This is a genomic window from Fischerella thermalis PCC 7521 (assembly GCF_000317225.1).
GTDB lineage: Bacteria > Cyanobacteriota > Cyanobacteriia > Cyanobacteriales > Nostocaceae > Fischerella > Fischerella thermalis.
The window spans coordinates 67,372-82,571 of record NZ_AJLL01000036.1; the positions used below are offsets into that span (position 1 = coordinate 67,372).

General features: G+C 41.3%; 12 protein-coding genes. 5 read left to right on the forward strand and 7 right to left on the reverse strand.

Features of this window, described 5'->3' with window-relative positions; translation table 11 throughout:
• Positions 1-143 precede the first annotated feature (143 nt).
• Together UYK_RS0108805 and UYK_RS0108810 are read left to right on the forward strand one after the other, a co-directional pair.
• Positions 144-908: an SDR family NAD(P)-dependent oxidoreductase gene (locus UYK_RS0108805; RefSeq protein WP_009456147.1), complete on the forward strand. Its 765-nt coding sequence runs from the start codon at positions 144-146 to the stop codon at positions 906-908.
• A 398-nt stretch (positions 909-1,306) separates the two neighbouring features.
• Positions 1,307-1,909, forward strand: a complete 603-nt coding sequence (locus UYK_RS0108810) for a hypothetical protein (RefSeq protein ID WP_016871273.1) — start codon at positions 1,307-1,309, stop codon at positions 1,907-1,909.
• A 178-nt stretch (positions 1,910-2,087) separates the two neighbouring features.
• Here the strand turns inward: UYK_RS0108810 and UYK_RS0108815 are convergent, their stop codons facing one another.
• Positions 2,088-4,445 carry a glycoside hydrolase family 31 protein gene (locus UYK_RS0108815; RefSeq protein ID WP_016871274.1) on the reverse strand — a complete coding sequence of 786 codons (2,358 nt, stop codon included), beginning with the start codon at positions 4,443-4,445 and terminating at the stop codon, positions 2,088-2,090.
• Positions 4,446-4,588: 143 nt separating this feature from the next.
• Positions 4,589-6,151, reverse strand: a complete 1,563-nt coding sequence (locus tag UYK_RS0108820) for a Na+/H+ antiporter (protein ID WP_009456140.1) — start codon at positions 6,149-6,151, stop codon at positions 4,589-4,591.
• A 193-nt stretch (positions 6,152-6,344) separates the two neighbouring features.
• Between UYK_RS0108820 and UYK_RS0108825 the strand changes: the two genes are divergently transcribed.
• The 3 genes from UYK_RS0108825 (at position 6,345) to UYK_RS0108835 (ending at position 8,728) form a co-directional block, all read left to right on the forward strand.
• Entirely contained in the window at positions 6,345-7,418 is a 1,074-nt protein-coding gene (locus UYK_RS0108825; RefSeq protein WP_026086409.1) for a hypothetical protein, read from the forward strand.
• A gap of 163 nt (positions 7,419-7,581) precedes the next feature.
• Complete coding sequence (locus tag UYK_RS0108830; RefSeq protein ID WP_016871276.1) at positions 7,582-8,142, forward strand: hypothetical protein; 561 nt, start codon at positions 7,582-7,584, stop codon at positions 8,140-8,142.
• A gap of 325 nt (positions 8,143-8,467) precedes the next feature.
• Positions 8,468-8,728, forward strand: a complete 261-nt coding sequence (locus tag UYK_RS0108835) for a hypothetical protein (RefSeq protein ID WP_016871277.1) — start codon at positions 8,468-8,470, stop codon at positions 8,726-8,728.
• Positions 8,729-8,789: 61 nt separating this feature from the next.
• Here UYK_RS0108835 and lpxB read toward each other — a convergent pair whose 3' ends face one another.
• The 5 genes from lpxB to UYK_RS0108865 all read right to left on the reverse strand — a co-directional run bounded on the left by lpxB (position 8,790) and on the right by UYK_RS0108865 (position 15,098).
• Positions 8,790-9,944, reverse strand: a complete 1,155-nt coding sequence (gene lpxB / locus UYK_RS0108840) for a lipid-A-disaccharide synthase (protein WP_009456136.1) — start codon at positions 9,942-9,944, stop codon at positions 8,790-8,792.
• A gap of 143 nt (positions 9,945-10,087) precedes the next feature.
• Positions 10,088-10,909, reverse strand: coding sequence for an acyl-ACP--UDP-N-acetylglucosamine O-acyltransferase (gene lpxA, locus UYK_RS0108850; protein WP_009456135.1), 822 nt, complete (start codon positions 10,907-10,909; stop codon positions 10,088-10,090).
• 219 nt (positions 10,910-11,128) lie between these two features.
• Positions 11,129-11,659, reverse strand: coding sequence for a 3-hydroxyacyl-ACP dehydratase FabZ (gene fabZ, locus UYK_RS0108855; protein WP_009456134.1), 531 nt, complete (start codon positions 11,657-11,659; stop codon positions 11,129-11,131).
• A 108-nt stretch (positions 11,660-11,767) separates the two neighbouring features.
• Positions 11,768-12,613 carry a UDP-3-O-acyl-N-acetylglucosamine deacetylase gene (gene lpxC, locus UYK_RS0108860; protein ID WP_009456133.1) on the reverse strand — a complete coding sequence of 282 codons (846 nt, stop codon included), beginning with the start codon at positions 12,611-12,613 and terminating at the stop codon, positions 11,768-11,770.
• A gap of 49 nt (positions 12,614-12,662) precedes the next feature.
• On the reverse strand, positions 12,663-15,098 hold the full coding sequence (locus UYK_RS0108865; RefSeq protein ID WP_026086410.1) for a BamA/TamA family outer membrane protein: 2,436 nt from the start codon (positions 15,096-15,098) through the stop codon (positions 12,663-12,665).
• Positions 15,099-15,200: the final 102 nt, after the last annotated feature.

A 15,200-nucleotide genomic window follows, 5' to 3' on the forward strand; every position in this document is an offset into this window, starting at 1 on the left:
ATTAGTAGCAATTTAGTCCTCTTCAGAGGACTTGCGCTATCAGCCAAGGATTTTAATCCCTGGTTATTGTTGGAATTGATGCAAGATATTAGTTGAAACAAACAACAATCAATAACCAACCACCAACAACCATCACATAAAGCATGTTTACTCATACCAACTCATGTAATGCCTTAATTGTCGGTGCTAGTCAAGGTATCGGTTTAGGATTTGTAAAGAAACTACTACAATTGCAGGGTATTAATAGGGTTTATGCTACCTATCGTCAACCAAAATCAGCTGTTGAGTTAATAGCGTTGTCAGACCAATATCCTGAGAAACTAATTTGTCTGGCGATAGATATTACAGATGAGGCACAAATTTCTCAAGGTGTACAACTCCTGCGAGCAGAGATAGATAAACTACATTTAGTTGTTAACTGTGTTGGGGTTCTCCATGAAGGAACCCTGCAACCGGAAAAAAGCCTCAAACAGATTAACTCTGAGAATTTAATGCGCTATTTTCAGGTTAACAGTATTGGTGCAGTGCTGCTTGCTAAACATCTGTTACCGCTATTTCGTCATAGCGATCGCAGTGTTTTTGCGAGTATTTCTGCCAAAATCGGAAGTATAGGTGATAACCAGCTTGGCGGGTGGTATGGCTATCGCGCTTCTAAAGCAGCGTTGAATATGTTGATGCGAAACGTGGCAATAGAGTATGGCAGAACCAGTCCAAAAACTATAGTTGTAACATTGCATCCCGGTACAACTGATACTCGTCTTTCTAAACCTTTTCAAAAGAATGTACCTCCAGAAAAACTCTTCTCGGTAGAACTTACCGTCAACCAATTGCTTGCTGTTATCGACCAGCTACAGATAGAGGATAGCGGCCAGTTTTTTTCCTGGGATGGTAGTCGTTTACCTTGGTAGGGGTGAGAAATGTAAGGGGTGGGGAGGTGGGGAGTAAGTAGTTTAAAGAATGGGTAACCACTAACCACCAACAACCAACCACCAACAAACAACCAATTCAATAAATCTCTCTAGAGGTAATTTTTTTTGGAAATGATAACCTTTAAGATAATTTTAGATTTACAATCCAGCAAAAAAAACAGCTTGTTTACTTTTATTTTGAGGTGTAAAGTTTTTACCTATATGGATTACGTATAGCCTCTTCGTTGCAGTACATAAAGTGCTTTATAGTGTATGTGGCACTTTGTGCTGTGAATATTAAATTTTTTCTAAACAAGCTTGTTGACATCTTGGCTTTTTTGAATAATTAAAATATTGTCTTACTTAAAGATTAAAGATGCGCTGCCAGAGCAAAATTTATGAATAACACAGTAAAAACATCAAATAATTTAACAAAAGTTTTGGCAGAAAACAATAAAGAAGAAGAACTGATGCAAGAAGTTTTTCTGATTATTGAATATTTGACCAATAAAGAAGAAGCTACTGTCAAGCTCATCTTTGATCGTCTTTATGATGTAGGTTCAGTTCATCTAATTAACAAAAAGTTTCGCTCTCGACCTGTCAAGAAAATATTAAAATTTATAGCGAGAATGTCCAAACCAGCATTTAGAATCTTTGCTTGGCATTGGGTGAAAAAAAACTGTCCTCTATTGATTACTAACTGGTTGCACCAACAAGTTACTTTTAGTAATAAAGTTGTAAAAAATGCAGAAAATATTATTGAGCAAAAACTCCCTCCAGCCGATTATATTTCAGAACTGGATGAGCAGACTAGAGAAGTTAAATTTTTGCGTTCTCAGGTAAAATTGCTGACAAGTGTTTTAATTGGAGTGGTGACTATATTTATTGGTAGTTTAATGTGGCTTAGTCATAACCTCACACCAGGGCGATCGCCACTACAAAATGTAGAACAATTACAGCGAGTTACCACACAAGAAGCTAGCACAGCTACACAAAAGTAGTAAATAGTGGGGAGTCAAATTCTGGCAGAAGTGTTAGAGGAAGTAGTTCGAGATGGCGATCTTACTGTTCTAGTGCTGTTTTGCGGGAAAACGCTATTTCTCTTTATGGAAATAAAGCGAACACAGATGCACACAGATAAACACAGATGAGATGTCGGTGTGGATCTGTGGTCATCGATCAAGAAAAAGTTAGGCGACGTGCAGAACCGTCATCTGGAAATTCTTGTTCTCCTTTACCTACAACCTCAACAATGACGTTGCGTGGGTGGGGAGTCCACTGTCCTTGCCTAGCTTGAATTTCCACTACTACTTGTGTATCTTCTAAGTACACTCGATAGGTTGTAGTTGAGCAAGCGCCATCACGGTAGGCAAAGGAATGTCCGTCATCTTCGTACAGTGTCCACTCGCCTATACCTGGGGTAACTCGCAACCGCAGTTGATTGAAGGGTGACTCGCCTACATACTGCATGACCGGACCAAGGGGAATTATTGATCCAGCACGGATGTACATGGGCATTTTTTCTATCGGTGCATCGGCAAGAATATAGGTTGTACCTTGGTAAGATTCTCCCGTCCACCAGTCATACCAAGTTCCTGCTGGTAGGTAAACCAGACGTTTTTCTACCCCCGGTCGGTAGACGGGCGCTGCCATGAGGGATGAGCCTAAAAGTACTTGGTCGTATAATTCGTAGGTTTTGGGATCCTCTGGATAATGATAAAGCAGAGGTCGCAGAATTGGTGCACCTGTGGTAGCTGCTTCCCAGAACAGAGTGTATATATAAGGTAGTAATCGGTAGCGCAATTCAATGTATTGACGGCAGATTGCTTCGACTTGCGGCCCAAATTCCCAAGGTTCATGGCGCTTGGTGTTAATCATCGAGTGGGCGCGCATAAAAGGATACAACATTCCTGCCTGCATCCAACGGGCAAATAATTCTGGCGTAGCATCACCCGCAAATCCCCCAATATCTGCCCCGACAAATGCTACACCAGATAAACCTAAATTACAGAGCATCGGCAGGGACATTTCTAGGTATTCCCACAGAGAGTGATTATCTCCTGTCCATACCGCCGACCATTTCTGTACACCCGCGTAACCAGAACGGGTCAAGACAAAAGTACGCGATCGCTCTCGCAATTTTTCCACTGCTTGGCGACAAGCACGAGCCATCATTAAGCCGTAGAGGTTATGAGTTTCGGCGTAGGTTGTACGCTCATCGTCAGGGCCACTCGGTGCATCCATCGGGAAAAATATTTTTTGTCCGCCCTCATCTCCAAAGGGGCGATCGTTCATGGCTGGCTCATTCATATCATTCCAAATGCCAGCCACACCAACATCAGTCAGACTACGGTGCAAGTCTCCCCACCACTGACGCACCTCCGGGCGCAGAAAGTCCGGGAAAACAGCCCGACCAGGCCAGACATAACCATGAAAAACCTTACCGTCAGCCCTGCGGATAAAGTAATCCTTTTCTAAACCTTGAGCGTAGACGGTGTAATCTGCTTGGGGTTCAAATTTTACTCCCGGATCGACGATAGTAACTACTTTGATCCCATCCTCTGCTAAGTCACTGAGCAATTTCTGGGGGTCTGGAAACCGCCGGGGATTCCACGTAAACACCCGGTAGCCAAACATATAATCAATATCTAAATGAATGACATCACAGGGAATACGGCGCTGACGCAATTGCTGTACTAATTGCCGGACTTCTGATTCTGAGTCGTAACTCCAACGGCATTGATGATAACCCAAAGCCCACTGTGGCGGTAGTGACATTCGCCCTGTTAATTGGGTGTAAGTCTGAACTATCTCTGCGGGTTCGGGACTGTAAATAATGTAGTAGTCCAGTTCTCCACCAAGGGTTTCTAATCGTAAAATATCTGGTTGGTCAACCCCAACATCAAAACGGCTCCAAAAGGTAGTGTTAAAAAACAAACCATAGCCTACCCCCTGACGCAGCGCCAGAAAAAACGGAATGGCTTGATACATTGCGTCTGTCAGCATTGTGTAATCTAAGCTATCCGTTGTCCAGTTTGTAAAACGCTTACCTTTTTGATTCAGTAATCCTGCCCGTTCCCCAAAGCCATAATAATTTTCTTCTGTCTCGATTCGCTTCCAGCAAGCAACTTGGGATTTATCTGTTCCCAGTTGTCGCCAACCTATACCCAAACCTGTATCTTGGGCAAAGGGACGACCTGCTTTGTCAAAAAACTGGACTCGACAAGGATGACGCTGAACGCATACCCGTATTTTGTCGGTTTCTATTGTTACCTCATTTGCTGTTTCCTGGATATCAAAAGCTACAATAGGCCATTCCTCATCTTTCGGCGTGACAGCCCAGGAACGTCTGGGTCTAAACTCTCCTGTAGGTGAAAAGCGTACACGGATAAGGTTAGGAGCAACTATGTAGAGAGACAGGCGAGCAACACCAATGTTAAAATATATACCTCTATTTTGGCGTTGGATCTGCTCAACAGATGCGATCGCATTCCAAACTGGTTCACGGATGGGTAATTCTCCGGCAAATTCTGGCATATTTAATCAATTTGGCTCTAGATGCGGGCAAGTATAATTATTGGCGTCAGCCACAATTTCATTACCCTAAATAAAAGTAGGTAATTTTTGCATCAACCACGGGAAGTATAAAAAAACTTCCCTTATCCCTTAGTCATTTCTTCTTATTGCCCTTCTTCTAAAACATCCTCAAGCAAAGGCGCAAGTTCTTGATTTAACCGACCTGATCGCACAAATTCTGCATAGGTGTCTGCTTCTACCGAAAGTAATTCCATTCGCAACTGTTCGGCTGTGAAGTCTCGCAGATTAGGATATTCATTATGTAATTTATCAATTTGTTCTTCTAAACGCTGAAGTTCGCCTTTGATTAAAGTCTCTTGATAGCGGTAAAATTCTGGCTCAAGTCCTGGACGTTCTTCTACTTTCCCCAAGTATTCTAATACACGTTTGAGCGCAGTTTGACGAGCAATGAATTCTAAATATTGCTGTCGCAATGGCTGTTCACCCAGAAGTTGGAGCTTTTCTAACAAAGGCTTGGTAGTTAATCCCTGCACTAACAAAGTAAACAAAACAACTCCAAATACGGTGTTGATCAGGTCTTCTCGTTCACTCAGGATACTCGGTACACTCAACGCTAGGGCGATAGAGACAGATCCTCGCAGACCTCCCCACCAGAGTATAGTTTGTTCTGGTAAAGGAATATTGGAATTAGCAAGGCGATTACTGAGAAACCCTAAACCGTAGACTGCGATCGCTCGTGCTAAAACCATTCCCACAATAGTCACGGCTATGATTGTCAGATTTTCTGCCAAGTCAACGAATCTAACTTGATCACCAATCAACAGAAAGACTATTGAATTCACAAAAAAAGCTAAAAATTCCCAAAATTCACTGACTATTATCCGTGTTCGTGGGTTCATGCCAATTCGGGAACCGAAATTTCCCAAAATCAAGCCAATAGTCACAACTGCTATCACACCCGAGCCACCCAAATCTTCGGCAATGATATAAGTTCCGTAAGCAGAAACAAGAGTCAAAGATTGTTCCACCAATGGTAAATCAAATCTTTGGGTGAGATAGGAAATACCAAACCCAATCAAACCACCTACGGCTAAACCAACGCCGACAACCGTAAATAGTTGCACTACCACAGGCTGAATTCCCAGTTGTGCTTTTCCCAAAGATAATGCAACTAAAAAACTGAAGGCAACAACTGCCATACCATCATTAAATAAACTCTCGCCCTCCATCAATGTTGTCAGACGTTTATCTACCCCCAGTTCTCTAAACAAAGCTGTAACTGAAACAGGATCAGTAGCCGATAAACTTGCTCCCACTAACAATGCTGTTGTTAAGGGTATTCCTGCCACGAAATTCAAACCCAGTGCTACACCCGCAATAGAAATTAATACTCCTATGACTGCATACAGACAGATAGGAATAAAATCTTGCTTCAAGTTAGACCACTTTAAATTCCAGGCGGCTTCAAATAATAAAGGTGGCAGAAAAATCGCCAAAATTAATTCTGGAGAAAGATTGACTAATCGTACATCTACTAGGGCTAATCCCAACCCAGCTATCACCAAAAGTAATGTGTAAGGAATATGGCGAAACCAGCTAAATACTTGCGGTAAAGTCGCCACAGTTAGGGAAACCGAGAGTACCAGGAGAAATTGCTTTAAATTTTGTTCGATTGCGACTTCGCCGACAGCAGATTCCAGTTCCATGTCAATATTTCTTTATTTCTGTTTAAGTTAAGATTTTTCCTTACTTTACCGAAGAAAGGCAAAGGGCAGAGGATAAAAGGATTGTTGTATCATCTCATCAAACGAAAAATTTTTGCCTTACTAGCATATAGGTAAACATTTTGGCAATAAAGATGTTAAAGTTACAGCCTATAAGCGTTTATTTCGTCTTTGTATGAACAAGTTCAGATTATGGAAATGGTTACCCCACCCTAATGCATGGCTGAACGCTCTAATCCTATCTGTGCTGATGATTGGGTTTGTAACCATGATCCGGCGCGATCATGACTTATGGCTAAACTTCGCAAAATGGTCAGAAAAACCTGAGTCAGCTACACTATTGGCAATCTTTGTACTGATATTACCCATACCAGCGATCGCTTTTGCGCATCACTTTTTTTTCAGTCGCTTTATTCCTGCTGTTCCAGGAGAAAAAATTAATGTAATTCAAGGGTTTTTCCCGGGATTGATTAGTTGGAGAGAAAGTTTATATGGCTGGTTGGTACTTGTTTTATCTACACTGACGGCTATTTTAATTTGTACCCCTCTTTTACCTTTATTTCAGTTGAACTATAGTCAGGTCATCGCTGAATCTGGTCAACATTACAGTAAACTCAAAGCTGTGTTTGCTGTGATCTGGCTGATTAGTGCTGCGGCTTTTTACCAAATTGAGTATTTATTTAAGTGTCGTTTAGTTTTTGGTAATAATGTTAGTTTTGAAGCTGAAAGTGTAAATACCCCAAGATCAGCAGATACACTCCCAATTAATAACCCACAACCAGAAGCTGATGTCACCGAAATACCAAGAACTGAAGAAGTAACTAAAAAGAAATCAGGCTTATTTAGCTTTAAGAATAAATCTTGCAAAATATCTAGACAAATCTTTACATTTGTTTTGATTCCCTTAGTCGCTTTATGGGTATATTCATTTGCTAAATTACCAGAATTTAGGCAAAGTATCTCAGCAAATGTCTCTGCTCAAAATTCATCAACACTCACCGCGAATGAAGTCCAACCAAAGGACAATTATCTCAAGGCAATTAATCAAGCTAGGCGTACAACAAAACTGGCAAAGTTAGCACAATCTGAAGATGAGTGGAAGATAGTGGTCGAAAATTGGGACGAAGCGATCGCTCTCTTAAAAACTGTACCATACACTAGCTCTAACTATGGCATGGCTCAGCAAAAAATTATACAATACCAAATTCATCGAGAATTTGCTCAGCAATATGCTACGGGTAGTAATTAAAGCATTTATAAAGTTTGTAGAAACTAAAAAAAGTAAATTCAACTATCTGCCTTATATCATCTTTGTATCTAAGTTCTTGGTAAAAACACTGAGGAAATAATTTTAGATATAAGGTTATATTTTATGCAACTGGTATGTTTTTAGCTCTTCACTACAATCATTTATGACACAAGTAAAAATTTTTGAACTTGCAAAACAAGGCGACGTTCAAGCCATTACGTCCTTGATGAACAGCCAACTACAGCTAAAAAATGTCACAGCAAAAGTTAGCATTAAGAATGGTTATTTACGGGTGAGATTGGAATCTAATCAAATACCAGATAAACAAAACTTGGTCAAGTACGTACGTCAAGAAATCATTGGTTTAAAGTCTGAATCTATTAAAAAAGTTAAAGTTGATGGTTTTCAACAAGGAAAAAGTTTTCCTTGTTGGAGTCAAGTACTAAATTTAGAATTACAACAGAAATATACTCCCGCATCTTTAGGTAAGCAACCGACAAGTAATGTTTTATTAGAAACAAAACAACTTAATAATATTAGCCTTAATAAATCTAATTTTAAACAAATGTTATCTTTTTTTCAAACAGAATTTAGTCTAAAATTTATAATTATACCTTTAGTTTTCATTAGTATTTATCTGATTGTAGAAAACTATCTATTTAAAAAAGAAGGATGTGTTGCTCAAAGCAATTTGCAAGATAAAAAAATAAATTATTGTAAATAAGAAGATTGATATAGTCAGGCTTTTTATATATTCAAAATCATCTTATTAACATTTTTTTCACATCATATTTTGATAATGGCAGAAACACAGCTATCATACCGAGTGAAGACAAAAGCCCAAGACAAGGGCTTTTTTAATTTTTGAACCCATGTATTCTCTTTTGCTATAAATATATAATGCTTCTATAGATAGATGAATTTAATATATTAGAGTGTAGTTTTTAATTAATACAAAGATAATAATTGACATCTGGCAGCAATCTTAATAAATTTTTCGAGATTAAACCAATGGAACAATACAAATACTAAATTAAAGAATAATGATTATGAATATTTATAATCAAAAATCACCCTATAACAACTCAAATTATTTAGGACAAAAAACTTTAGAAACCCCGCTACCAAATAGTCAGCAGCAAGATCCACTGATTGCAAAAGGTTTGCAAAAAGAACAGTATATTGGTATTCTTAGCCTTGCGATCGCTGTGATTGCAGCTGTCGGAATAATCAGTCGCCGAGTCGAATATGCTATTTTGTTTGCTATTTTTCTCAGCCTTATTCTTATTGCTGTATTTTTAGTGATATGAAACAAATAAATATCAAACACCCCTCTCCTTACCAAGGAGAGGAGAAAGGGGTGAGGTTTATTCATAGCATTTGCAAAATTTCTTTAGCGGCGCGATCGCACACTCCCAATTCTCCTATAGACCGTTGCATTTGTTGATAATCTGCTTGGATTTGCTGTTTACGTTCCTGGTTGAGCAAAAATTCCATTGCTGCTTCAATAATATTCTCTGGTGACGCTTGTTCTTGGATAAATTCTGGTACGATTCCCTTCATCACCATCAGGTTAACTGGCGAGGCAAAGGGAAAAGTTATTTTGAGGATATGACGAGCAACCCAGTAAGTAAAAGGACTGAGGCGATAAACAACCACCTGTGGCACTTTTAACAGGGCAAGTTCTAAATTTACAGTCCCGCATTTAGTAATTGCTAAATCAGCAGCAGCGAGTACTTCTTGTTGTTGACCAGAAATTACAGTGGCTTGTAAACCATATCGTTGTATTTGTTTTTCTATTCTTTCTCGGTATATTTCTAGAGATAAGGGAATCCAGAAATGTACTTGCGGCAGTTTAGCTTGCATTATTTGTGCCGCTTGGAACATTACAGGTAAAAGATACTTGAGTTCTTGATGACGGGAGGCAGGTAAAAGTGCCACAGCGATCGCATCATCGGCAATTCCCAACTGTCTGCGTGCTGCTTCTCGGCTAGGAAATTGTTCTATTCTGTCTACAAGAGGATGACCTACCCAAGTAACTTTTGCACCTTTGTCTTGAAAGTAACGTGCTTCTTCAGGAAAAATAGCTAATAATTTATCACAAACATGAATAATTCGCTCTGTATTACCAAGAGTAATTGAAGAAACCCAAACTTGGGGAGCAATATAATATACAATCGGGACTTGCGGCATTTGGCGGCGAAGATAATTGCCGATACCAAGATTTGGCCCCATGTAGTCAATCAACACTACCAAATCAGGCGGGTTTTGCTTGAGATAGGCGATCGCCCGGCGCTGGACTTGCAGAGTTGGCAGTACAAAAGGTAGAGATTCTAACAGACCAAAAGAACCAATTTCGCTGGTGTTACCCAGTAAAATTGCTCCTGCTGCTGCCATTTTGTCACCTCCAAGGGCTACAATTTCTAGTTCCAACCCAGCAGCAATCGCTTGCTTTCGCAATGCTGCTACTAATAGCGACCCCTGCAAATCGCCGGACACTTCACCAGTACTAATAAATATTTGCATTTTGGAATTGGGTATGGGGGGAGTGTGGGGTGATGGGGTGATGTAGAGACGCGCTGTTTGAAGCGTCTGGGAGTGGGGGAGGTAAAAATCTCCCTTTGTCTCCTTTGTCCTCCTTATCTTCCCCAGTCCCCACTCCCTTATTTTCAAGACTCATCATCTCTACTGTTTGCTTTTCCTTTTCCAGGAATTAAACCGCGTCTTCCTGGCATTTGCGAAAGTAGGAGAAAACGACGCAAGTGCTGTAAATGTTCTGTATCTCCCAACAGTTCTAGTTCTTCTAAGGCATCTTTGAAAAGTAAATCTGAACGGTAGAGAATACGGAAGGCTTTTTTCAAGATTTGTAAGTCAGTAGCAGACAAACCAGCGCGTTTGAGTCCTACAAGGTTGAGCGATCGCACTCGCGTGGGATTTCCCTCGACCAACATATATGGAGGGACATCCCGGTCAATACGGCTCATTCCTCCTACCATTGCGTGCTTACCAATATGCACAAATTGATGGATACCCAGAACTCCACTGATTGTTGCTCGTGACTCAATATGAACATGACCTGCGATCGCTACCGCATTGGAAATAGTCACAGAGTCTTCAATCACACAGTTATGTGCCACATGGACGTAAGCCATCAGCAGATTACCGTTACCAATCATCGTGGCTTCACCTAAACCAGTAGCACGGTTAATGGTCACGTATTCGCGAATGCGATTGTCGTCACCAATTTTGACCCAGCTAGTTTCACCAGTGTATTTTCGGTCTTGGGGTTCCATACCAATGGCAGCCCCCGGAAAAATTTGATTTCGCGCTCCGATTTCCACAGGCCCGTCCAGCACTACATGAGCGCCAATTGTAGTGTCAGGACCTACTTTCACATGCCCACCAATCACAGCATAGGCACCGACTTCCACTGTCGGGTGCAGCTCCGCGTTAGGATGAATTACAGCAGTTGGATGAATAAGCGTCTTCAAGGGTGCATCTCCAGAACAGTAAGCGTGCTAAGTTTTTTGCCAGACGCGCCATAAAGCGTCTGAGTTCAGTAGCCGAAAGCATCAAATTGGTACAGGTGTGAGGGCAGTGAATATGTGGAAATCAGACTGTAACAGTTGTTGTTTATTGTTGCTGATATCCCTAATACAAAATTTTGTAGAGGCGCTTCACGGTAATGCCTCTACCACGAGAATAAATTTTTAGCTTGCGAGGGAAAACATTAATTCACCTTCAGCAACTAACTGACCGTCAACCTCGGCGCGAGCTTGCATCTTACCGAAACGACGTTGTTTTATCCATAACAGTTCCACAGTCATGAGCAGTTGATCACCGGGAACAACTTGGCGACGGAAACGGACTTTATCTATACCAGCGAATAGAAAGAGTCCGCCTTCCAATTGTGGCACTTGTGTCATTACGACACCACCAACCTGGGCCATTGCTTCTACGATCAGCACACCTGGCATAATTGGACGTCCCGGAAAATGCCCTTGAAAATGGGGTTCGTTAATTGTGACGTTTTTAATGCCAACAGCTCGTTTCCCGGGTGTGTAGTCAATAATTTTGTCTACAAGTGCAAAGGGATAGCGATGTGGTAGAAGTTTTTGAATTTCTTCCGCTGTGAATGAAACTTTTGTTTCACAGTTACTTGTAGTGGAATGAACTGGCTGCTCCTGGGTAGGTGCTGATGTGGGGTTATCGGTAGAATTTACTTCGGTGACAGTAGCCATTGATGGGTGGGGTTGATTTTTAGTTGTGGTCTTGTAGGTAATTGAATTTAATTTAGTTGTTAGTTATTGGTTGTCCAAACAACCACCAACTTTCAACAAAGAACAAAATTAACGCAATTCCCAAATTTTCTGTGCCAGTTGCACGTGTAAATTGTGGCTGGCTTTGTACGCCAAAAAATGAGCATGGGGGAAAGGCCCTATTAAACTCAAATCTCCTACTAGATCCAAAATTTTATGACGTACTGGCTCATTTGCAAATCTTAATGGTGGATTTAGCCAACCATCAGGCCCACACACAAGAGCATTTTCTAAGCTTCCACCCTTAATTAACCCGGATTTTCGCAGGTATTCAATTTGATGTAGTAAACCGAAGGTACGGGCAGGGGCAATTTCTGTGATGAAGCTAGCATCAGACTTTCCTGGTTCAAAACTTGGAGACCAACTGTGCCATTGATTACCAATAGCAGGAAGTTCAAAATCAATGCCGTAGGTAAAGCGAGTACTTGGTGCAGGGAAAGCGCAAACGAAAGCATCATCCTGACGTACCCATATCGGCTCATTGATGAACAAAGCCTGAGATTTTTTAGTAGAGGTTTGCGGTATTAATCCCACTTGGGTAATACTTTCTACCCATACCTTTGCCGAACCATCCAACAGTGGTACTTCTGGACCGTCAATTTCAATACGGGCGTTATCTACACCCACACCCGCCAATGCAGCCAATAAATGCTCTACTGTCCGAACACTTTTCTCATCTTTACCTAGCTGAGTTGACAGAACTGTTTGAGTAACAGCAGGTACTTGGGCTGGAATAATTGGAGTGTTGGGCAAATCTACTCGTACAAAGTAACGTCCACTGTCTACCCCGGCTGGTAGTATCCGTACTTGGGTAGTTACACCACTATGCAGTCCCACTCCGGTGAGAGTAATTTCAGATGCGAGGGTTTGTTGCATAAAATTAGGTCAAGGGTCAATTGTCTGAGAAATCTGGACTATTGACTACTTAGAATCTTTCCCCAATACCAAAATTGATACGGCTATCTCCTTGATCGTTGAAGCCGTAGTCTATGCGGATGGGGCCAAGTGGTGACTGCACACGCACACCAAGACCATAGCCGTAGCCACTACCGCTTTTATCGAGTAAATCTCCAGCCTCTGTTTCCGTTCCCAAGTCAGTAGCAGCATCAAAAAATAGAGCGCCGCTAACTACGGAGAAAACAGGGAAGCGATACTCAACTGTGGCTTGCAAGAAACTACTACTACTAGCTAATGCACCCTCTTCATAGCCCCGAACAGAGTTACTTCCACCCAAAGTAAAAGCTTCGTAGGGAGGTACATCACCAAGTATGGTTCCTCCTTGGACATTGAAAGCAATAGTTTGTGCGCCTTTGGTAAAGTTAGTGAATCTTACGGGAAGATAGTAGCTATAGCTACCCCGTACCTTACTCATGAAGATATTACCTAGTCCTACTGGTACGGACTGTTCCAAGCCTAAGCGGAAGAAGGAACCTCTAGTTGGTTGCAAAGCATTGTCACGTTTGTCGCGCACTGCTGCTAATTGCAATGTCAGCAAGTCATCTTGACCAGTTCCAGATTCGGTCAGTTCAATGATTTTTGTAGGCTGGTCATTTTCATATATTGTTCCTTCCTCTCTGATATTACCGTCAGAATCACGAGTGGAAACTCGTTGATATCTTATACCAGCTGAAGCTGTCCATTCTGCACGTTCATAAGGATTTTTAGACAAAGGACGGCTAAAGTTGATACCACCACCTAAACGTAAAATCCGAGGTGTATCACCATCGTCTTCACCTGGTTGAAAGGTTTCGATGTTATCGTCTTTTCCTTCAAAAATCAATGAAATGGAGCGACTACGGAAAAGGTTTGCCGTATAAGAAGTTCGATATGGGTCTCCAGCTATCCAAGGATCTGTAAAGCGGACATCAAACAGCAATTCCCGTTGACCAACTTCTAACTCAGCCCCCAATTTTTGGTTTCTACCATTCAGGTTTTGCTCTTGATAGCTGATAGTACCAAACAATCCACTCGCAGAACTAATACCTGCACCGGCGGCGATGGAACCGCTGTTACGTTCCACTACGTTGACTTGGACATCCACTTGGCTGGGGTTAGTACCAGGGTTGAGGGAAACATTTACATCTTCAAACAGTCCTAGACCGTAGACCCGTTGTAAGTCTCTTTGTATGATGTTGCGGTTAAATACTTGTCCGGGCTTCAATTGTATTTCCCGTGTAACAATATACGGCTGCGTCCGTCCTCTAATCGGTTTTCCGTCTTTGTCTGTTTCTTGACCTTCTTTATTACGATATTGGACACTAATATCTTCTACGACCCCTTCTGCAACAGTGAGGGTGACAACTCCATCAGGTGATACCTGTGGTGAACCAACTACTTGTGCTAATACGTAGCCTTGGTCTTGATATACCTTAAGTAACTGTTTAATGCCTTCTTGTAACTCACGTAAGTTCAAGATTCTTCCATACTGGTTGCTAAAGATTTGATTAACAGTATTTGGAGGTAGTACGGAAGGTACATTTGTACCAGGATTAGCGTCAATTCTGACTTGACTGAGGGTGGGATTTAACTGAACTAAAAATGTGACTCGTACCCCTAATGGTGTATCTTCTGGCACTGCTTGTACATTGGAGAAAAAGCCAGTAGCAAAGACGGAATTAATATCTTCTTGCAGTTGCGATCGCGTTGTCGTCCGTCCTGGTTGAGTCCGAATTACCCCGTAAACTTGGTTTTCCTGTTCTGCTGGTAGTGGTTGTCCAGTCTCCGTCCTAATCACAACCTCTGATACTAATACGCGAGGTTCTGCTTCTGTTGTTGGTTGTTGTTGGTTGTTGGTTGGTGGTTGATTCGTTGGTGATTGTTGATTCTGGGAAGGTGGTTTTTGATTGTTTGGCGGTTGAGTGTTTTGAGGAATAATCGTGGGAGAATTCTGTGCAGTTTTTGGGGTTGTTGATGTTATGGTCTGGGGTGTTGTTTTTAGTGCTGACGCCCCGGGAGTGCTAACAGAAACTTGTTGATTGGTTGTCTGTGTTCTAAGTGTTGTTGGCTTTGTTTTTGGAGATAATTGTATATTTTTTGACTGATTTTTAGTTAATCTTGTTAACTCTAGTGTCGTCTCTTTTGCTGAAAATACTTCAAAAACTTCTTGTTCTGGACTTGCTGTTGATGTTGTATCTTGAACAGTTTGTGTAGTATTTGGAATAGTAAAAGTTGGGATTGTTACCTCTTGTGTTGTATCAGTAGTTGGCAATCCCGCAACAACTTCTTGGTCTTGATTCGTTGTCGGTACAACAACATCTGCTGTTTTTTTTGAATTATTTGCGGTTTGCGCGTTAGCATGAAGCGAACCGCCCAGAGGTGTGGCGATCGCCACCATTGTCATCAAAACTGGAGATAAGCGCATTTTATTTTGATTTTTCTTCACTTCCACGCACCATCAAAGAAAGATTTTGCTTTATGTCAAAGTTGGTTGTTGGTCAGTAGTTAGTGGTTAGTTGTTCACAAC

What these genes read in the sequence shown, in the direction of transcription:
- fabZ (WP_009456134.1), bottom strand. Translation starts at nt 11,659, where the DNA reads ATGGCTACTGTCACCGAAGTAAATTCTACCGATAACCCCACATCAGCA.
- lpxB (WP_009456136.1), bottom strand. Translation starts at nt 9,944, where the DNA reads ATGCAAATATTTATTAGTACTGGTGAAGTGTCCGGCGATTTGCAGGGG.
- UYK_RS0108810 (WP_016871273.1), top strand. Translation starts at nt 1,307, where the DNA reads ATGAATAACACAGTAAAAACATCAAATAATTTAACAAAAGTTTTGGCA.
- UYK_RS0108815 (WP_016871274.1), bottom strand. Translation starts at nt 4,445, where the DNA reads ATGCCAGAATTTGCCGGAGAATTACCCATCCGTGAACCAGTTTGGAAT.
- UYK_RS0108825 (WP_026086409.1), top strand. Translation starts at nt 6,345, where the DNA reads ATGAACAAGTTCAGATTATGGAAATGGTTACCCCACCCTAATGCATGG.
- UYK_RS0108835 (WP_016871277.1), top strand. Translation starts at nt 8,468, where the DNA reads ATGAATATTTATAATCAAAAATCACCCTATAACAACTCAAATTATTTA.
- UYK_RS0108805 (WP_009456147.1), top strand. Translation starts at nt 144, where the DNA reads ATGTTTACTCATACCAACTCATGTAATGCCTTAATTGTCGGTGCTAGT.
- UYK_RS0108820 (WP_009456140.1), bottom strand. Translation starts at nt 6,151, where the DNA reads ATGGAACTGGAATCTGCTGTCGGCGAAGTCGCAATCGAACAAAATTTA.
- UYK_RS0108865 (WP_026086410.1), bottom strand. Translation starts at nt 15,098, where the DNA reads ATGCGCTTATCTCCAGTTTTGATGACAATGGTGGCGATCGCCACACCT.
- lpxC (WP_009456133.1), bottom strand. Translation starts at nt 12,613, where the DNA reads ATGCAACAAACCCTCGCATCTGAAATTACTCTCACCGGAGTGGGACTG.
- UYK_RS0108830 (WP_016871276.1), top strand. Translation starts at nt 7,582, where the DNA reads ATGACACAAGTAAAAATTTTTGAACTTGCAAAACAAGGCGACGTTCAA.